This is a genomic window from Paraburkholderia fungorum, from assembly GCF_003610895.1.
GTDB lineage: Bacteria > Pseudomonadota > Gammaproteobacteria > Burkholderiales > Burkholderiaceae > Paraburkholderia > Paraburkholderia fungorum_B.
On record NZ_MCAS01000014.1, the window covers coordinates 129337 to 146331 of the forward strand.

A 16995-nucleotide genomic window follows, 5' to 3' on the forward strand; every position below is an offset into this window, starting at 1 on the left:
CCTTCTCGACCACGGCGTGCGTTGCACAGGCAACGCATGGGGACGACTCACGCCTGTCGCGAACATTGGAATTGAGTTAGATCATGAAGCTCTCACCTCGTCATCAGTCGCATGTTCGCACCAGTGAATTCTCTGGTCCGTTCGGCCTGAGCCCCGTTGCCGCAGTGGTCATGTCGGCATTCGCGGTGCTGGGCGGCGTTCAGTCGGCGAGCGTGAATGCAGCAGAAGCGAGTGACGCCGGTGCAACTGTCCAGTTCGACACGACGTTTCTGCGTACGGACCCGAAGCAAACCGTGGACGTTTCGCGTTTTGCGCGCGGCAATATGGTGCAGCCGGGTGTGTACTCCGTCGACCTCTGGGTCAACGATGTTCGTGTGGCGCGCCAGGATGTGCGCTTCGTGGCGACTCGCGACGGACAAAGCGCGCGCGCGTGCTTTAGTCATCAGATGCTCGAAACGCTTGGTGTCGATTTCGCCAAGGTTGCAGCGACCACCGGTGCAAAGCTGCCGGCGCTTGCGTCTACTGAGGCAACTGAAGCTGCTGAAGCTGCCGAAGCCGCAGCCAGAGACACGCATGCCGCCGCTGGCGCAAACGCTGATGCGACCGCCAGCAAGCAGTCTGCCGAGGCCGCCAACGCCGACGAATGTCTCGACCTTGCCGCAACGGTGCCGGACGCAGCCGTCGACTTCGATTTCTCAGAACAGAAGCTTACGCTGAGCGTGCCGCAGAAATATATGCGCAACGCCGCACGAGGCTATGTGCCGCCGGACATGTGGCAAAACGGTGTGAACGCAGGCTTCGTGAGCTACAACGCGAATACCTATCACACCGCGGGTTCAGGCACGCAGTCGACGCAAAGTTATTTGGGCCTGAACGCCGGCGTGAACATCGGCGCGTGGCATTTCCGTCATCAGTCGTCGGTGTCGCAACAGACCGGCCAGGGCACGCATTTCGACAACATCGCGACCTATGTGCAGCACGACGTTGCAGCGTTGAAGTCGCAAGTGACGGTGGGCGATGGCTACACGACAGGTGACGTATTTGACAGCGTGCAATTCCGCGGCGCGCAGATCGCCACTGACGACCGCATGCTGCCGGAATCGCTGCGTGGCTACGCTCCCGTGGTGCGTGGTACGGCGGAATCGAATGCACGTGTGACGATCCGTCAGAACAACCAGGTGATTTACGAAACCAGCGTGTCGCCTGGTCCGTTCGAAATCAACGACCTTTACGCAACCGGCTACGGCGGCAACCTCGATGTAACGGTGACCGAAGCAGACGGCCGTACGAAGACCTTTACGGTTCCTTTCGCCTCGGTTGCGCAATCACTTCGGCCGGGCACCACGCGGTTCTCGGTAACGGCCGGGCAATTGCGTAACGATACGCTCGAAACGAAGCCGACCTTCGCGCAGTTCACCTTGCAACGCGGGCTCACGAACATGGTGACGGCCTATGGCGGCGGCGTGGCTGCGAACGGCTACGTGGCGGCGGATGTGGGCGCGGCACTCAACACGAAGTTCGGCGCGTTCTCGGCTGACGTGACCGCCGCACAGACGCAAGTCCCGAACCAGAGCACGATGCGCGGCAGCAGCTTGCGCATTGGCTACAGCAAGTTCATCGACCCGACGGGCACCAACATTTCGGTTGCGGCCTACCGCTATTCGACCGCCGGTTTCATGAATCTGACTGATGCAGCTTCGGTGCGCGATCTCGCGATGCACGGCGGCGATACGAACACGGTTTATCGCCAGCGCAACCGCTTCCAGCTGTCGGTCAACCAGAATTTCAAGGATCACGGGACCGTGTTCCTGAGCGCATCGGCGCAGCAGTACTGGAATCACGACGGCAGCGATATGTTCTATCAGGCCGGCTATACCAACAGTTTCAAATACGGCACGTACAGCATCACCGCAGGACGTACTCGAAACGCTAACGGATCGATGTCCAACCAGGTCATGCTCAGCACGACGCTGCCGCTTGGCCACAGCCAGCATGCGCCGTTGATGTCGACGAACCTGTCCAGCTCGGGTGGCAGCACCAACCTTCAAGCCAACGTGAGCGGCTCGCTCGGCGATGCCAACCAGTACTCGTACAACGCGTACGGCACGTATGGCAGCGCGAGTGGCGGCAGCTCCGCCAACACGGGCGTGAGCGGCGCATGGCGCGCGCCGTATGCGCAGATGACCGCGTCGGCAAGCGCGGGCTCGGGTTCGAGCCAGGTGTCGGCCGGTATCAGCGGCACGGTCGTCGCGCATCCGGGCGGCGTGACCTTCTCGCAGACGGTTGGCGATACGTTCGGCATTGTCGAAGCACCGGGTGCAGCGGGCGCAAGCGTGAGCAGCGCGCCGGGCGTCAAGCTCAATAGCCGCGGCTTTGCGGTGGTGCCTTACCTGACGCCTTACGGCATGAATGTCGTGGACATCGACCCGAAGGGAACGTCGACCGACGTCGAATTCGAATCGACTTCAGAGCAGGCCGTGCCGCGTCTCGGCTCGGTGGTGATGATCAAGTACAAGACGGTGAGCGGGCGTGCGGCGCTGATTCGTGCTCCGCAGCTTGGTGATAAGGCGCTGCCGTTTGGTGCGGACGTGGTTGACGGCAATGGACACAACGTGGGCGTTGTTGCGCAGGACAGCCGGATTTTTGCGCGTGGTCTGGAAGACAAAGGCTCGTTGTTTGTGAAGTGGGGTTCGGCGGCTTCCGAAGAGTGCCGGATTGATTACGTGTTGCCGAAATCGACGGGTAAGGCGGGGGCGGCTTATTTGTCGGTTGAGGGGCACTGCGTGGGTGGGGCTGAGCCGGTTCAGGTCCGCTGACAGCTCAAACGTGCGGACTTCCGGCATCTTGTCCAGTGGGACCGTGAAAGGTTTGGTCACTTTCACTATGTCATATCAGTAGCTCACGGGAGGCGTCGGCGCGTCATCTTCGGCACTTGGGCGCGTCCTGCACCAATGCCGCATCCGCCCCCCAAAACCCCATTTCCCGCCCCGCGTCCCCATGACGTGTATCATTCGTTCCCTGCGCTGTTCTGCGCTGGCGATTCCCGTATTGTCGAACGTTCGTTCGTGACCTGGTTCCGACGCGGTCGAGTTGCCATTGTGACAAGGCCCCAAGCCCGACTCCCGCAGCTCGACGCCGCCGCGCAACGCGTGGCAGACCGGCAGCCACAAGCAGCCGAACACCGCCCGAACCCCTATCAGTGACCGCCAGACCCGATGTCAGTCTCCGAACTCAAACGCCGCCGCACGTTCGCGGTCATTTCCCACCCGGACGCGGGCAAGACCACGCTTACTGAAAAGCTGTTGCTGTTCTCGGGCGCGATCCAGATCGCCGGCACCGTGAAGGGGCGCAAGAGCAATCGCTATGCGACGTCCGACTGGATGGAGATCGAAAAGCAGCGCGGCATTTCCGTCGCCAGCTCGGTCATGCAGTTCGAGTACGGCGATGCTGTCATCAATCTGCTCGACACCCCGGGCCACGAAGACTTCTCCGAAGATACCTACCGTGTGCTGACCGCGGTCGATGCCGCCGTGATGGTGATCGACGGCGCGAACGGCGTTGAAGCACAGACGCTGAAGCTGCTCGAAGTCTGCCGCAGCCGCAAGACGCCGATCGTCACCTTCATCAACAAGCTCGACCGCGAAGTGCGCGAGCCGCTCGAACTGCTCGACGAGATCGAACAGCATCTGGGCGTTGCCGCCGTGCCGTTCACGTGGCCGATCGGTATGGGCAAGGACTTCCAGGGCGTCTACGACATTCAGCGGGATCAGGTGCGCCTGTTCCGCGCCGGACAGGATAAGGCGGGCGGCGCAGTCGAAACGCTGCAGGCGCTCGGCGACGAAGAAGGCGAACGCCGCTTCGGCCATGCTTGGGTGAAGGCGAAAGAAGAGATCGACCTCATCACCGGGGCGTCGCCCGATTTCGATCGCGAGCAATTCCTGGCGGGTCAGCAGTCGCCGGTGCTGTTCGGTTCGGCGATCAACAACTTCGGCGTGAAGGAAATTCTCGACGCGCTGGTCGATCTGGCGCCGCCGCCGTCGATGCGGATGACCGTGCAACGTCCGGTCATGCCGGACGAGCCGAAGTTCACCGGCGTTGTGTTCAAGGTGCAGGCGAACATGGACTTGGCGCACCGCGACCGTGTGGCGTTCATTCGCGTGTGTTCGGGGCATTTCGAGCGCGGCATGGCGGTAAAGGTGACGCGCACGAACAAGACCTTCCGTGCGAATAACGTGGTGACGTTCCTGTCGCAGCGTCGTGAGACGGTGAGCGAGGCGTATCCGGGCGACATCATCGGTATTCCGAATCACGGCACATTGAGCCTTGGCGATACGCTGACCGAAGGCGAGCAATTGCAGTTCGTCGGCTTGCCGTTCTTCGCGCCGGAAATTTTCCAGACGGTCGAAGTGGTCGATCCGATGCGCGCGAAGCAACTCGGCGAAGCGCTCAAGCAACTCGGCGAGGAAGGCGCGATTCAGGTGTTCCGTCCGGAAGTGGGTGGTTTGATGATTCTGGGCGCAGTCGGCCAGCTGCAGTTCGAAGTGGTGTCGCATCGCTTGTCGACGGAATACAAGGTCGACGTGCGGATGGCGCCGGCGCGCTATCGGATGTCGCGCTGGGTAACCTGCGACGATGCAGCCGAATTGCGCCGTTTCACCGATTCATACGCAGCGCGGATTGCGCTCGATGCGTCGGATGCGCCGACGTATCTGGCCTCGCATGTGTCGGAAATCGAAGTCGCGCAGAAGGCGTGGCCGAAGATCGTCTTTAATGAGTTGCGCGAGCATTCGGGCGCGCCGTTCAAGAAGGCGATGTAAGCCGCCATATTCGGTCGTGATGCGATCCGGCCGACATTTCGATGTAACCCAATCAGGCAAAAGGCCCTGTGGAAACACAGGGCCTTTTGCTTGGGCGGTTCACGTGGTTCACGTGGTTATCGTTCTGATCGGGATGGGGTGTGCGGCGTGCTTGTGTTGGGCGGCAGAAATTCACCGCCGCCGGAAGGGACTACTGATATGACATCGTGAAAGTAGCGGCTCCCTTTACCGTTCCCGGCGTCAAAGTGCCGATTCGCACGTACTGAGCGCGCAACGGAATAGTCATCTGGCCGCCTGCCGACGTGCCTACGGTCCACTGATTCATATTGCCTATTACTGCGGAGTCGGGGCCATAGGCGACCGGTGTCGATCCATTCAGGATCTGTAACCCGATGCCTTGCGCAGTCGAACCTGGCGCAAGGCTCAAGGTCGTCGATCGGTTGGAAACGTCCGATGCGTCTGTCAATGTCACTTTGACGGTAACACCTTGAGCACAGGTGACGCCGAGGCTAAACGGCGTTGCTCCAGTCGAGCCGGTATTAAGGTTGCTCGGGAAAGCTGTAGGCAAAGGAACGTCGACAGAGGCCGTGGTCACGCTGCAGGTGCGGCCGGTAATGGTCGTGCCCGGCGTGATCGCCAGATTATGCGGCGTTTCATACTTCGGGTCGTTGACGCAATCTCCGGTGTACGCGAGAGACATAGTCGGCAGTTCGGTTAACGTACCATTGCCTACCGGGCCGGTGACGACAAGGTCTGCCCTTGTATAAAAAGTTGGTTTGCTATCTCCGCTTGTCCCAGGGCTCAGTATTTCGGTGGACGGTACTGACACAATCGGGTTGGCCATGTTGCCCCAACCCGACGTGGCGTAGAAATGCACGCCAATGCCCGGCACATTTGTCTGATAGATGTCTTTCATGCCAGGAACTGGAATGCCGTTGACGGTGATCTTCTTTGTCACGGAACATGTGACGGTGTAGGTCATATTCTGGGCGTTTTTGACGCTTTGCAAGACCGTTCCTACTGCAATGTCTCGCGATGGCGAAAATGCGGCCGAAAACGATATGTTGTCGAAATCGTCGGTAAAGCCCTTTTGGTACGGCATATGGATTTCATCAGCATATGCGTAAGCGGACCCGATCATGAGCAAGGCGGCGCAACATAACTTCGTGAACCGGGAACCCTTCATCATCGGACCGCGGGCCTGGACTGACGACGCAGTAGCCATACGGTTCGGAGCGAAGTTTTCTAGGTGTTTCATCACTACCCCTTCTTTTTCAGCGTGGATGCGTCGTGCACTTTTGGCGAATTGTCCATTGCCAGATCAGTTGTTCCGCTCACGCAACGCCCTTCTAAAAAGAGCATGTAGCCCGAGCGTTACTCGTCGATTTCAGCAATAGCTAATCAAACAGTGCCGAAGACGATCGACCGCATTGGCACAGTTCAAATGTTCGCCGAACGGCATCTCATAAAAAATCGGAACATTCCTAAATGCGTCGGAATATTCCTACGCGCGTGGCGTGAGAACTGGATGTAGGCCGGGGGAGTGCTATTGGGGGTTATGTTTCAGAAGGAGCGATGTGCAGACGGAACAACTTTTCGCAAACGCTGATAGGGGTTCGTTCCTCGGTATCCGGGCGAGGAGTTGCACGTGTAGCGCGTATCGTTGATACGGATTGCTTACCTCACTCCATCTTCAAAACTTCTTCCCGCATCCAACTGGCAAACGCCTGCACATGCTCAAGCGCCGCGTGGCGTTGCGCCACGTCGAGCCAATAACCGAACGGGCCCGCCACTTCGACATCGGAAAACTGCGCGAGACTGCCGTCCGCCAGTTCCTCGACGATCATGTTCCGATCGACCACCGCCAGTCCCGCGCCCTTGCGCGCCGCGCGGATCGCCTGTTCCAGCGTTGAGAACTCGGTACCGTTTTCCGCGTAGCGTGCCGGCATGCCTGCCTTAGCGAGCCAGTTCGGCCATAGGTCCAATCGTGCATCGTTATGCAGCACGTGCAGCGCGGGCATATGTTCAAGCAAGCTGTCGAGTGGTTCACCGAGCAGACGCGGCGCGCCGACAAGCACATGGCGCTCGATCATCAGCAATTCGGAATGCGCACCTGCCAGCGCGTCGCGGCCGAAGCGGATGTTGCAATGACAGTCTTCCGTGGGCGAAGTGCGGACAGACAGTTCGACGTCGGGCATCTCGTCCGCCAGCGAACCGAGCCGCGGCGAGAACCATTGCGTGGCGAATGTGGGCGGCACGGCGAGCACGAGACGGCGCCGGCCTTTGGCTGCGGTGATCTGGCGGAAGCCGCGCTCGATCGTGTCGAAGGCGTCGGAGAGACAGGGCAGGAGTTGCAACCCGACGGGTGTCAAACGAATACCCTTGTGATCGCGCTCGAACAGTTTCTCGCCAAGGGAGTCCTCGAGCAGCTTGATCTGCCGGCTCACGGCGCCTTGCGTCACGCACAGCGCGGTGGCGGCGCGATTGAAGCTCATATGACGGGCGGTTTCTTCGAAGAAGCGCAACGCAATCAGCGATGGCAGGCGCCGCATAAATCACCTTCTGTGTCTTCGTTCATCCGGTGCAGGTCGGCTAGTGTCACGCCGCGCGCCGCGGAATATATGTTTGTCCCGCGCGCGTTGTCTCCGACGCGCCTTGCAGGCCATCAATCGGCCTGCGGATCTGGAGGCCGATGTGCCGTTTGGCAGCTCTACGATTGTCGCATTCCGGCTGGATATTTTGCTTGAGCGCGCTAAAAAAATTCTGACGCGCGCTGGCCCGGATCAACCGGAACCTCGCGCGTGCGAGGTGGCTCACGCAGAAGCGCCGCGCAAGCCCTTGACTTCGCCTATCCTGACGAAGACGCGCGCCTTGCTGCCGGCGCGCTTTTCTAATCTGCGGAGCGCCCGTGACCGTTCGAAATCTCGACGCCTTGTTCCGACCCAAATCCGTCGCCGTGATCGGCGCTTCCGAGCGACCGGGCAGCACGGGGGCGATGGTGTGGTCGCGCGTGCTGGAGGGCGGTTTCGACGGCCCTGTGTGGCCGGTCAATCCGAAATACAGCGTGCTCGGCACTCACGCGGTGATCGGCGATGCCGGCGACCTTCCCGAAGCGCCTACCGTCGCGCTGATCTGCACGCCGCCCGATACCTGGCCTGGCATCATTCATAAACTCGGCGGCTTGGGCACGCGCGCGGCGATCATCGTCGGTGAGGTGCGCAGCGACGAGGATCGTCTGCATCTGCGGCACGCTCTCTCGGCGGCGCGGCCGCATCTGCTGCGCATTGTCGGGCCGGGCAGTCTCGGCGTGGTGACGCCGGCGCTGCACGCGCATTTCGGCGCGCCGTCGTGCACGGTGAAGGCGGGTGGCGTCGCGTGGGTCTCGCAGTCGAATGCGCTGACCAATGCCGTGCTCGGTTGGGCGCACGCGCGTGGACTGGGTTTTTCACACGCGGTGGCGCTGGGCGGCGAAGCCGACGTGGATGCCGGCGACGTGCTCGACTACCTCGCAAGCGATCCCGGCACGCGCGCGATCCTGCTCGAACTGGACACGGTGCGCGCGGCTCGCAAGTTCATGTCGGCGGCGCGTGCGGCGGCGCGCAACAAGCCGGTGCTGGCGTTGCGCTCAGGCCGCGCCGACCCCGCTGATGGGCTCTACACCGCCGCGTTCCGCCGCGCGGGCATGGTGCGCGTGGATGCGCTCGACGATCTGCTCGACGAAATCGAAACGCTCGGCGTGGGCCGGGTGGCGGCAGGAGCGACGGCGACACTGATCACGAGTGACAGCGGCCTCGCCACGCTCGCCTGCGACGCCTTCGCCGCGGCCGGCGACACGCTCGCGCCATGGCCCGCCGAGGCGGATGCCGCGCTAGGCACGGCGCTGCCGCACGCGGTGGCCGGCAACCCGCTAAGACTCGGCGACGACGCCCGTCCGGAGCATTTCGGCACCGCGCTCAAGCTGCTCGCCGAGCATCGCAGCACGGGCACGGCTTTCGTGGTGCATGCGTCGACACATGGCGCGCCGGTCGGCGAGGTCGCGCAGGCGTTGATCGCGAATCAGCGCTTCGCCTATCGCGGGCTGCTCGCGTGTTTCTTCGGCGGTGTGGATGGGGCCACCCGCGACGCGCTGCACGCGCAAGGTATTCCGGTTCATACGACGCCGCAGCGCCTTGCGCGCGCTTTTGCACGGCTGGTCGACTACCGGATGGGCCGCGAACTGCTGATGCAAACGCCGGAGGGCCTGCCGGCGCAGATTCCCGAAGCGATCGACGCTGCTCAGGCGCAAGCACGTGCCGCCATCGCCGCAGGTGAGCACCAACTGAGCGAAGCAGCGGCGGCGCGGTTTCTTGAGCGCTTCGGGTTGCGCGTCGAACCGCAGGCGGATGACCGGAACGTGAGCGCGGCGCAAGCAGCGGCGCCTCAAAAACCCGTCGTCGACATCGCCGTCGAGCTTCACGACGACGACAACTTCGGCCCCGTGTTCCGCTTCACTGCGCCGTCGGCAGATGGTGTATCCGATCCGCTCCGTGTCTACGGTCTGCCGCCGCTCAATCCGATGCTGGCGCGCGATATCGTCACGCGCTCGCGTTACGCGCGGCTGATCGATCCGGAGCCGGCACTGGCTGCGTTGACGGCGCTTTCGCAGGCGGTCTGCGACGTCAAGGAGATCGTCGGTCTCAATCTGACACTGCGGGTGTTCAGCGACCATGTCGTGGTCGTCGAGCCGACTCTGAGCATTGCATCCACGCGCAGCCGGCTCGCGATCGTGCCCTATCCGCGCCGCTTCGAAGAGACGCTCGACTGGCAGGGCCTGCGTGTAACGGTCCGGCCGATCCGTCCGGAAGACGAAGCCGCGCATCACGACTTCGTCGAAGCGATGACGCCGGAAGATCTACGGCTGCGATTCTTTGGTGCGGTGGGAAGTTTCGATCACTCGCAGCTCGCGCGGATGACGCAGATCGACTACGACCGCGAGATGGCGCTGATCGCGACAGTGACAAGCGAAGACGGTTTCACACGGACGCTCGGCGTGGTGCGCGCGGTGGCCGATCCTGACAACGAGACAGCTGAGTTTGCCGCAGCGGTGCGCTCGGACCAGAAAGGCCGGCGCCTTGGACAATTGCTGATGGACCGGATCATCAAATACGCGCGAGCGCGCGGGATCCATTGGCTGGTCGGCGAGGCGTTGCGGGAAAATGCGCCCATGATCGCGCTGGCCAGATCTTGCGGCTTTACGATCACGCCGACGGAAGATCCGGGCGTGATCGGTTTCAGGATGGCGCTGGATGAAACTTAAGCTCAGGCCGGCAGCTTCGCCGCCGCTTCGTCGACTTGCGTGCGCGTCACGGCCAACTCTTCCAGCAACACTTCGGCGTAGATAGCGCCCGTCTCGCGTTCCAGGCGTGCAATCGTCGCCGCGCAACGGTTCGCGTCCTTCAGCGTCGCGATGAACGGCTTCACCGATTCACCCGCCTTGAAGGCGTCGAACAGGGGCACGCGGATGTCGTCCGGCAGCGGACGCGCCGTCCATTGATACGGCTTGCCGTTGAACGTGAACTGCGGCGGCAGCACGCGCTCTTTTTTCGCGGCCGGAATCAGGCCAAAGGTGCGTGCGGCGTCGCCGATCTGGTCGGCTGAAAACAGCTCGTCCGGGCTGATGTCGAATTGCTGGATGAAGGTTTCGATGCTGTGCATCGCCGCGGCGCGGTCGTCGCGGCGCTTTTGCGCATGAGCGACGATGTCGCGTAACTCGTCGGCTTCTTCAGGTGTGATCGTGAAGCTCGACTGCTTCTGCTGGAGTTCGGAAAAACGCTGGAATTCGGAATCGGTCAGAAGTTTCGCCATTGCTTGATCGTTGAGCGCGCATGAGGGGACCCATGCGGCGTGATTTTTGGAAGGGTCGCCATTCTAAACCATGCGCGCTAGACCGCCTCTTCCCGAAACATCGACAACGCCTGCACCGTCTCGCGAAGCAAGCCCGTCGCCGTCTCCAATGTCGGTGCAACGTATTCGTCGATGCGCCGTAAATACGGGCACGTAAGTGCCGCGATCGCCTGACCGGACGGCCCCTGGATCGGAAAGGTGACGTCGGTCACGCCGAACGTCTGCTGACTGTCTTTCTGTGAAAAACCCGCCGCGCGGATCCGCTCGCAGGACTGTTCCAGGGCATCGCGATCGATCGTGACTTCGCCCTTTACCTTGGTGTGTTCGGCGAGCATCTGGCCGCGCTGTTCGCTGCTTTGAAACGCGAGCATCACGCGGCCCGAACCAGTATCGATCAGGCCGACCCGCGATCCAAGCCGCACCGACATCCCCCATGTGCCCGGCCCATCCACCTGCGCGATCACCAGCAGATTGCCGCGGTCGTACACCGCCAGATGACACGATTGTTCGGCGGCATCGGCAAAGCGCTGCATCAGCGGCAGCGCTTCGGAGATCAGCCGGTTCATCGGCGGATGACGATGCGCGAGCGCATACAGCTTCAGGCTCAACGAATAACGATCGCCTCCCGCCGAGCGCACTACGTACTGCCGCGCGACCAGGCGTTCGAGCATCCGGTACATCTCGCTCGCGTTGCGTCCCAGCAGCTTGGTGATTTCGGCGCGAGTCAGTCCCTCTTTCTGCTCTGCGAGCAGTTCGAGGATGTCGAGGCCCTTGTCCAGCGCGGGTGCGCGGTAGCGTTCGGCGTCGTCTTTGTCTTCTGCGTCCATTGTGGGCGAGGTTCGGTAGGGTGCTCTCATTATCTGGCGCGTGAGTATAAGTGCGTAGTGAATCTGGTGCGAGATCGTGGTGATCCAGGGAAAACACGGATGGTTGGTGCACTGCACATTGCTTGACTTAAAAAAGTCTGTATATAAATAATACGTTCATTGGTGAATTCTCGCCAATACCAACAAGACGATAAGAAAGCGCAGGACGCAGTGTCCGCCATCCAGCATGGCCGGATCACCCAGTTCAACAACGCCATTACCTTGCATGGGTCTGGAATCAGCGCTAAAGCGCTGACTCCGGACCGACACAGGAGACAACCATGTCATTCGCAAAGGGGCCGTTCGCGGCCCGCCGTTGGTTCCGTAGCTCGCTCTTTGCCGCAGCGGCGGCAGCTTGCGTCGCCGGACTTGCCGTCAGTAGCGCCGCACAAGCCGCCGAAACCGGCAAGGTCGGCCTCGGTCTGCCGCTTCTCACGTCGCCGTTCTGGCAGTCGTACAACACCTATCTGCCCAAATACGCGAAGGACATGGGCATCGAGATCCTCGCGCCGGTCAATTCGAACGGCGATCCCGCGCAGCAGATCACCGACATGAACAATCTGCTGAACCTCGGCGCCAAGGGCATCGTGGTCGGCCCGCTGGATTCGGCGGCGATCAGTCGCGCGCTCGACGCAGCGGCGGCGAAGAACGTGCCGGTGGTCGCCGTCGACGTTGCGCCGACGCAAGGCAAGGTGGCGATGGTGGTGCGCGCCGACAACCACGCTTATGGCGAGAAGGCGTGCAAGTACATCGGCGAGCATGTGAAGTCGGGCAAGGTTGTGCAGATCATGGGCGACCTGGCCTCCGTGAACGGGCGCGACCGGTCCGAAGCATTCCGCTCCTGTTTGAAGGGTTTTCCGGGTTTGTCGCTGCTGGAAATTCCGGCGGCCTGGAAGGGCGATGTGGCGGCTACCGCGCTCGACAGTCTGCTCACCGCGAATCCCGACGTGAAGGCGATTTACATGCAAGCAGGTGGCGTCTATCTGTCGCCGACGCTGCAAACGCTGCGCCGCAAGCAGATGCTGTTTCCCGCTGGCGACCCCAAGCACGTTGTGATCGTCAGTAACGACGGTATTCCTCAGGAGTTCGACGCAATCCGCCGCGGCGATATCGACGCGACCATTTCGCAGCCGGCCGACTCCTACGCGAAATACGGTCTCTTCTATATCAAGGCCGCGCTGGCCGGGCAGACCTTCAAGCCGGGCCCGACGGATCATGGCAGCAACATCATCCAGTTGGCGCCGGGCATTCTCGAAGATCAATTGCCCGCGCCGCTCGTCACGAAGTCGAATGTCGACGACAAAGCCTTGTGGGGTAATACCGTTAAATGAGCGAGCTGACGCCCTCGGTGCCGGTGGTCGAAGCGCTTGAGATCACCAAACGCTTCGGCTCCACAGCCGCGCTGAAAGACGTGAGCATCCGCGTGATGCCCGGCGAGTCGCATGCGCTCGTCGGGCGCAACGGTGCCGGAAAATCGACGCTGGTGTCGATTCTCACCGGCCTGCGCAAGCCCGACACCGGCGAGGTGCGCTTCAGCGGCGCGGCCGCGCCGTCGATCGCGGATCGCGATGCGTGGCGCGAGCGCGTTGCCTGCGTTTATCAGCATTCGACGATCATCCGCGATTTGAGCGTCGCGGAGAATCTGTTCATCAACCGGCAGCCATCCCGTGGCGGCGTGATCGATTGGCGCGCCATGCATCGCGACGCGCGTGCGTTACTCGATCACTGGAAGATCGACGTGCGCGAAGATGCGCGCGCCGGCGATCTGAGCGTGGAAGCGCGGCAACTCGTGGAGATCGCACGGGCGCTGTCTTACGGGGCGCGTTTCATCATCCTCGATGAACCCACCGCGCAACTCGATGGCGACGAGATCAAGCGTCTGTTTCAACGCATCAGCGAGTTGCAGCGCGAAGGCGTGACGTTCCTGTTTATTTCTCATCACCTGCAGGAGGTTTATGAAATCTGCCAGGCGGTGACCGTGCTGCGCGACGCACGGCATATCGTCAGCGCGCCGGTTTCCGCGTTGCCGCGCGAGCAGTTGATCGAGGCGATGACGGGCGAGCGCGGCGGCCTTGCCGTCGCCGATGCGGCGGCGCGCGCTGCGTTGCCCGCGAACACGGCTATTGCGCTGGACGTCAAGGATCTGACCGGCGCCGACTACGAGGGCGTGTCCTTCACGGTGAAGCGCGGCGAAGTGGTTGGGTTGACCGGCGCCACGAGCAGCGGCCGCACCAGTGTGGCCGAAGCGATTGCGGGGCTGCGCGCCGCGAGACGCGGCTCGATCTGCGTCGACGGCGCAACGCTGCCGCCGGGCGACGTGCCGGCAGCGCTGGCACACGGCGTTGGCTGCGTGCCGAAGGATCGTCATCACGAAGGGCTGGTGTTGACGCAATCGGTCGCCGAGAACGCCTCGATGACGATCACACGTCTGCTCGGCAAATTCGGCATTGCGCCACCGGCGAAGAAAAATGCCTTCGGTCAGAAGATGATCGATGCGCTCGGCATCGTCGCGCAAGGCCCCGAGCATGTCGTGTCGGGGCTGTCGGGCGGTAATCAGCAGAAGGTGGTGATGGCGCGCGCACTCGCCACCGATCCCAATGTCCTCGTACTCATCGACCCTACCGCAGGCGTCGACGTGAAATCGAAAGAAGCGTTGCTGTCGGTCGTGGATCGCGTGCGCGAAGACGGCAAAGCCGTGTTGGTCGTGTCAGGCGAACTCGACGATCTGCGTACCTGTGACCGCGTGCTGGTCATGTTCCGTGGCCGTGTCGCGGCCGAATTTCCCGCGGGTTGGCAGGACCACGACCTGATCGCATCCGTTGAAGGAGTCAGTCTCCATGAAGAATAGTGTGCCCAGCCCTGCATTCGGCACCGCACAAGGTCCGGCGCAGCAGACTGCCGTAGCCGCGACGCGCGGCAAACGGTCTGGCAGCGAATTCGCGCGGCTGCGCGAACTGGCGTTGCTGCCCGCGCTTGCGTTGTTGCTCGTGATCGGCGCGTTTGTCAGCCCAAGCTTTCTGACGAAGGCCAATCTGATCAGCGTGTTGGGTGCGTCCGCGGCATTGGCTCTCGTCGTGCTCGCCGAATCGCTGATTGTGTTGACCGGCAAGTTCGATCTGTCGCTCGAATCGACGGTGGGCATCGCGCCCGCCATCGGCGCAATGCTGGTGATGCCGGTGGCGTCGGCGGGCTTCGGAACGGAGTGGCCGGCGGCCGCAGGCTTGCTGAGCATTCTCGTGGTCGGGGCCGTGATCGGTTTCGTCAATGGTTTCCTGGTGGTGCGTCTGCGGCTGAATGCATTCATCGTCACGCTGGCCATGCTGATCGTGTTGCGCGGCATGCTGGTCGGCGCGACCAAAGGCGGCACGCTGTTCGACATGCCGCCGTCGTTCTTCTCGCTCGCCACCACCATTGTGTTCGGCTTGCCGTTGTCCGTATGGCTCGCGGCGGCCGCCTTCGCAATCGCCGCGTTCATGCTGCGCTACCACCGTCTGGGCCGCGCGCTCTACGCGATCGGCGGCAATCCGGAAGCGGCGCGCGCGGCGGGGATTCGCGTCGAGCGCATTACGTGGGGCGTATTCGTGCTCGGCAGCATGCTGGCCTCGGTGGGCGGCTTGATCGTCACCGGTTATGTCGGCGCGATCAATGCGAACCAGGGCAACGGCATGATTTTCACGGTCTTCGCGGCAGCGGTGATCGGCGGCATTTCGCTCGACGGGGGCAAGGGCACGATGCTCGGCGCGCTCTCCGGCGTACTGCTGCTCGGTGTCGTGCAAAACCTGCTCACGCTTGCCCAGGTACCGTCGTTCTGGATTCAGGCGATCTACGGCGCGATCATCCTTGGCTCGCTGATGGTGGCGCGGCTCGCCAGCGGCGAAGGCCAGAACTAATGCGTGTGTACTACGGAGAACTCATTTGACCAGCCGTCCGTTGGAAACATCGAAAATTTCGCAAACCGACCCGCGTCTGATCCTGCTCAGTCCCACGGATAACTGCCTGATTGCAGGAGCGCGGCTCGATGCGGGCACACAAGTCGAAATCGAAGGCGAACGCGTGACGCTTGCCAAAACGATCGAGCTTGGCCACAAAGTCGCGCGCCACGACCTCGCCAAAGACGACAAGGTGTTGCGTTACGGCGCCGTGATCGGACACGTGACCGGGACGGTGGCGCGTGGTGCGCATCTGCATACGCACAACCTCGAAAGCGATTACCTGCCCACTTATACGCACGATGCGGGCCACGAGTTCGTCCATCACTGATTTGAGCATAATGAAGTGGCCTCGCGCCGCGCTGGAATGATCATGACTGACACATCCGCAGCATCCGCCGCCTTGCAACGGCCCGCGCTCCATGGCTATCTGCGCAGCGACGGCCGCAAAGGCATCCGCAACGTCGTAGCGGTCGCATATCTTGTCGAATGCGCGCACCACGTCGCGCGCGAGATCGTCACGCAGTTTCGCGAGCCGTTCGATGCATTCGACGACCCCTCCGCCGAGCGCGAACCGCCGGTGCATCTGATCGGCTTTCCCGGCTGCTATCCGAATGGGTACGCCGAGAAGATGCTGGAACGGCTTACCACCCATCCAAACGTAGGTGCGGTGCTGTTTGTGTCGCTCGGCTGCGAGAGCATGAACAAGCACTACCTCGTCGACGTCGTGCGCGCGAGCGGCCGTCCCGTGGAAGTGCTGACGATTCAGGAAAAAGGCGGCACGCGCAGCACGATTCAATACGGCGTCGACTGGATTCGCGGCGCACGCAAGCAACTTGCCGCGCAGCAGAAGGTGCCGATGGCGCTGAGCGAACTGGTGATCGGCACGATCTGCGGCGGCTCGGACGGCACCAGCGGCATTACCGCGAATCCGGCCGTGGGCCGCGCGTTCGATCATCTGATCGACGCAGGCGCAACTTGTATCTTCGAAGAAACCGGCGAACTGGTGGGCTGTGAGTTACATATGAAAACGCGCGCGGCACGGCCGGATCTCGGCGATGAGATCGTTGCGTGCGTGGCGAAGGCGGCGCGCTACTACTCGATCCTCGGGCATGGCAGTTTTGCGGTCGGCAATGCGGACGGTGGCCTCACCACGCAGGAGGAAAAATCTTTGGGCGCGTATGCGAAAAGCGGCGCGTCGCCGATTGTCGGCATCATCAAACCCGGGGACGTTCCGCCGACCGGCGGCCTTTATCTTCTCGACGTCGTACCCGACGGCGAGCCGCGTTTCGGCTTTCCGAACATTAGCGACAACGCGGAAATCGGCGAACTGATCGCCTGCGGCGCGCATGTGATTCTGTTCACAACCGGACGTGGGTCGGTGGTTGGCTCGGCGATCTCGCCGGTCATCAAGGTCTGCGCGAATCCCGCGACGTACCGCAATCTCGCCGGCGATATGGACGTCGATGCAGGCCGCATTCTCGAAGGCCGCGGCACACT

12 protein-coding genes are annotated in these 16995 nt (G+C 62.1%); 8 read left to right on the top strand and 4 right to left on the bottom strand.

The window, feature by feature from the left end:
* Window positions 1-83 precede the first annotated feature (83 nt).
* Both BCY88_RS16215 and BCY88_RS16220 read left to right on the top strand, forming a co-directional pair.
* Window positions 84-2816, top strand: a complete 2733-nt coding sequence (locus BCY88_RS16215; RefSeq protein WP_120345267.1) for a fimbria/pilus outer membrane usher protein — start codon at window positions 84-86, stop codon at window positions 2814-2816.
* A gap of 399 nt (window positions 2817-3215) precedes the next feature.
* Window positions 3216-4817 (top strand): peptide chain release factor 3, encoded by a 1602-nt coding sequence (locus BCY88_RS16220; RefSeq protein WP_120345268.1) that lies wholly within the window; start codon window positions 3216-3218, stop codon window positions 4815-4817.
* Window positions 4818-5007: 190 nt separating this feature from the next.
* Here the strand turns inward: BCY88_RS16220 and BCY88_RS16225 are convergent, their stop codons facing one another.
* Window positions 5008-6075, bottom strand: coding sequence for a fimbrial protein (locus tag BCY88_RS16225; RefSeq protein ID WP_120345269.1), 1068 nt, complete (start codon window positions 6073-6075; stop codon window positions 5008-5010).
* 424 nt (window positions 6076-6499) lie between these two features.
* Complete coding sequence (locus BCY88_RS16230) at window positions 6500-7369, bottom strand: LysR family transcriptional regulator (RefSeq protein WP_120345270.1); 870 nt, start codon at window positions 7367-7369, stop codon at window positions 6500-6502.
* Between the two features lie 356 nt (window positions 7370-7725).
* On the opposite strand from BCY88_RS16230, the gene BCY88_RS16235 reads away from it, so the two are divergent.
* A complete protein-coding gene (locus tag BCY88_RS16235) occupies window positions 7726-10113 on the top strand; it encodes a bifunctional acetate--CoA ligase family protein/GNAT family N-acetyltransferase (RefSeq protein WP_120345271.1) in 2388 nt (795 codons plus the stop codon).
* Window positions 10114-10115: 2 nt separating this feature from the next.
* Here BCY88_RS16235 and BCY88_RS16240 read toward each other — a convergent pair whose 3' ends face one another.
* Together BCY88_RS16240 and BCY88_RS16245 are read right to left on the bottom strand one after the other, a co-directional pair.
* Window positions 10116-10661 (bottom strand): hypothetical protein, encoded by a 546-nt coding sequence (locus BCY88_RS16240; protein WP_120345272.1) that lies wholly within the window; start codon window positions 10659-10661, stop codon window positions 10116-10118.
* Between the two features lie 77 nt (window positions 10662-10738).
* A complete protein-coding gene (locus BCY88_RS16245) occupies window positions 10739-11527 on the bottom strand; it encodes an IclR family transcriptional regulator (protein ID WP_120345273.1) in 789 nt (262 codons plus the stop codon).
* 320 nt (window positions 11528-11847) lie between these two features.
* On the opposite strand from BCY88_RS16245, the gene BCY88_RS16250 reads away from it, so the two are divergent.
* The 5 genes from BCY88_RS16250 to BCY88_RS16270 all read left to right on the top strand — a co-directional run.
* Entirely contained in the window at window positions 11848-12897 is a 1050-nt protein-coding gene (locus BCY88_RS16250) for a sugar ABC transporter substrate-binding protein (protein WP_120345274.1), read from the top strand.
* Entirely contained in the window at window positions 12894-14414 is a 1521-nt protein-coding gene (locus tag BCY88_RS16255) for a sugar ABC transporter ATP-binding protein (protein ID WP_120345275.1), read from the top strand. Before BCY88_RS16250 ends, BCY88_RS16255 begins: the two co-directional genes overlap by 4 nt.
* Window positions 14404-15456 carry an ABC transporter permease gene (locus BCY88_RS16260; protein ID WP_120345276.1) on the top strand — a complete coding sequence of 351 codons (1053 nt, stop codon included), beginning with the start codon at window positions 14404-14406 and terminating at the stop codon, window positions 15454-15456. Before BCY88_RS16255 ends, BCY88_RS16260 begins: the two co-directional genes overlap by 11 nt.
* A 25-nt stretch (window positions 15457-15481) precedes the next feature.
* A complete protein-coding gene (locus BCY88_RS16265; protein ID WP_183081381.1) occupies window positions 15482-15826 on the top strand; it encodes a UxaA family hydrolase in 345 nt (114 codons plus the stop codon).
* A gap of 42 nt (window positions 15827-15868) precedes the next feature.
* Window positions 15869-16995: UxaA family hydrolase (locus BCY88_RS16270; RefSeq protein WP_120345284.1), on the top strand; the 1127-nt coding region annotated here is incomplete at its 3' end.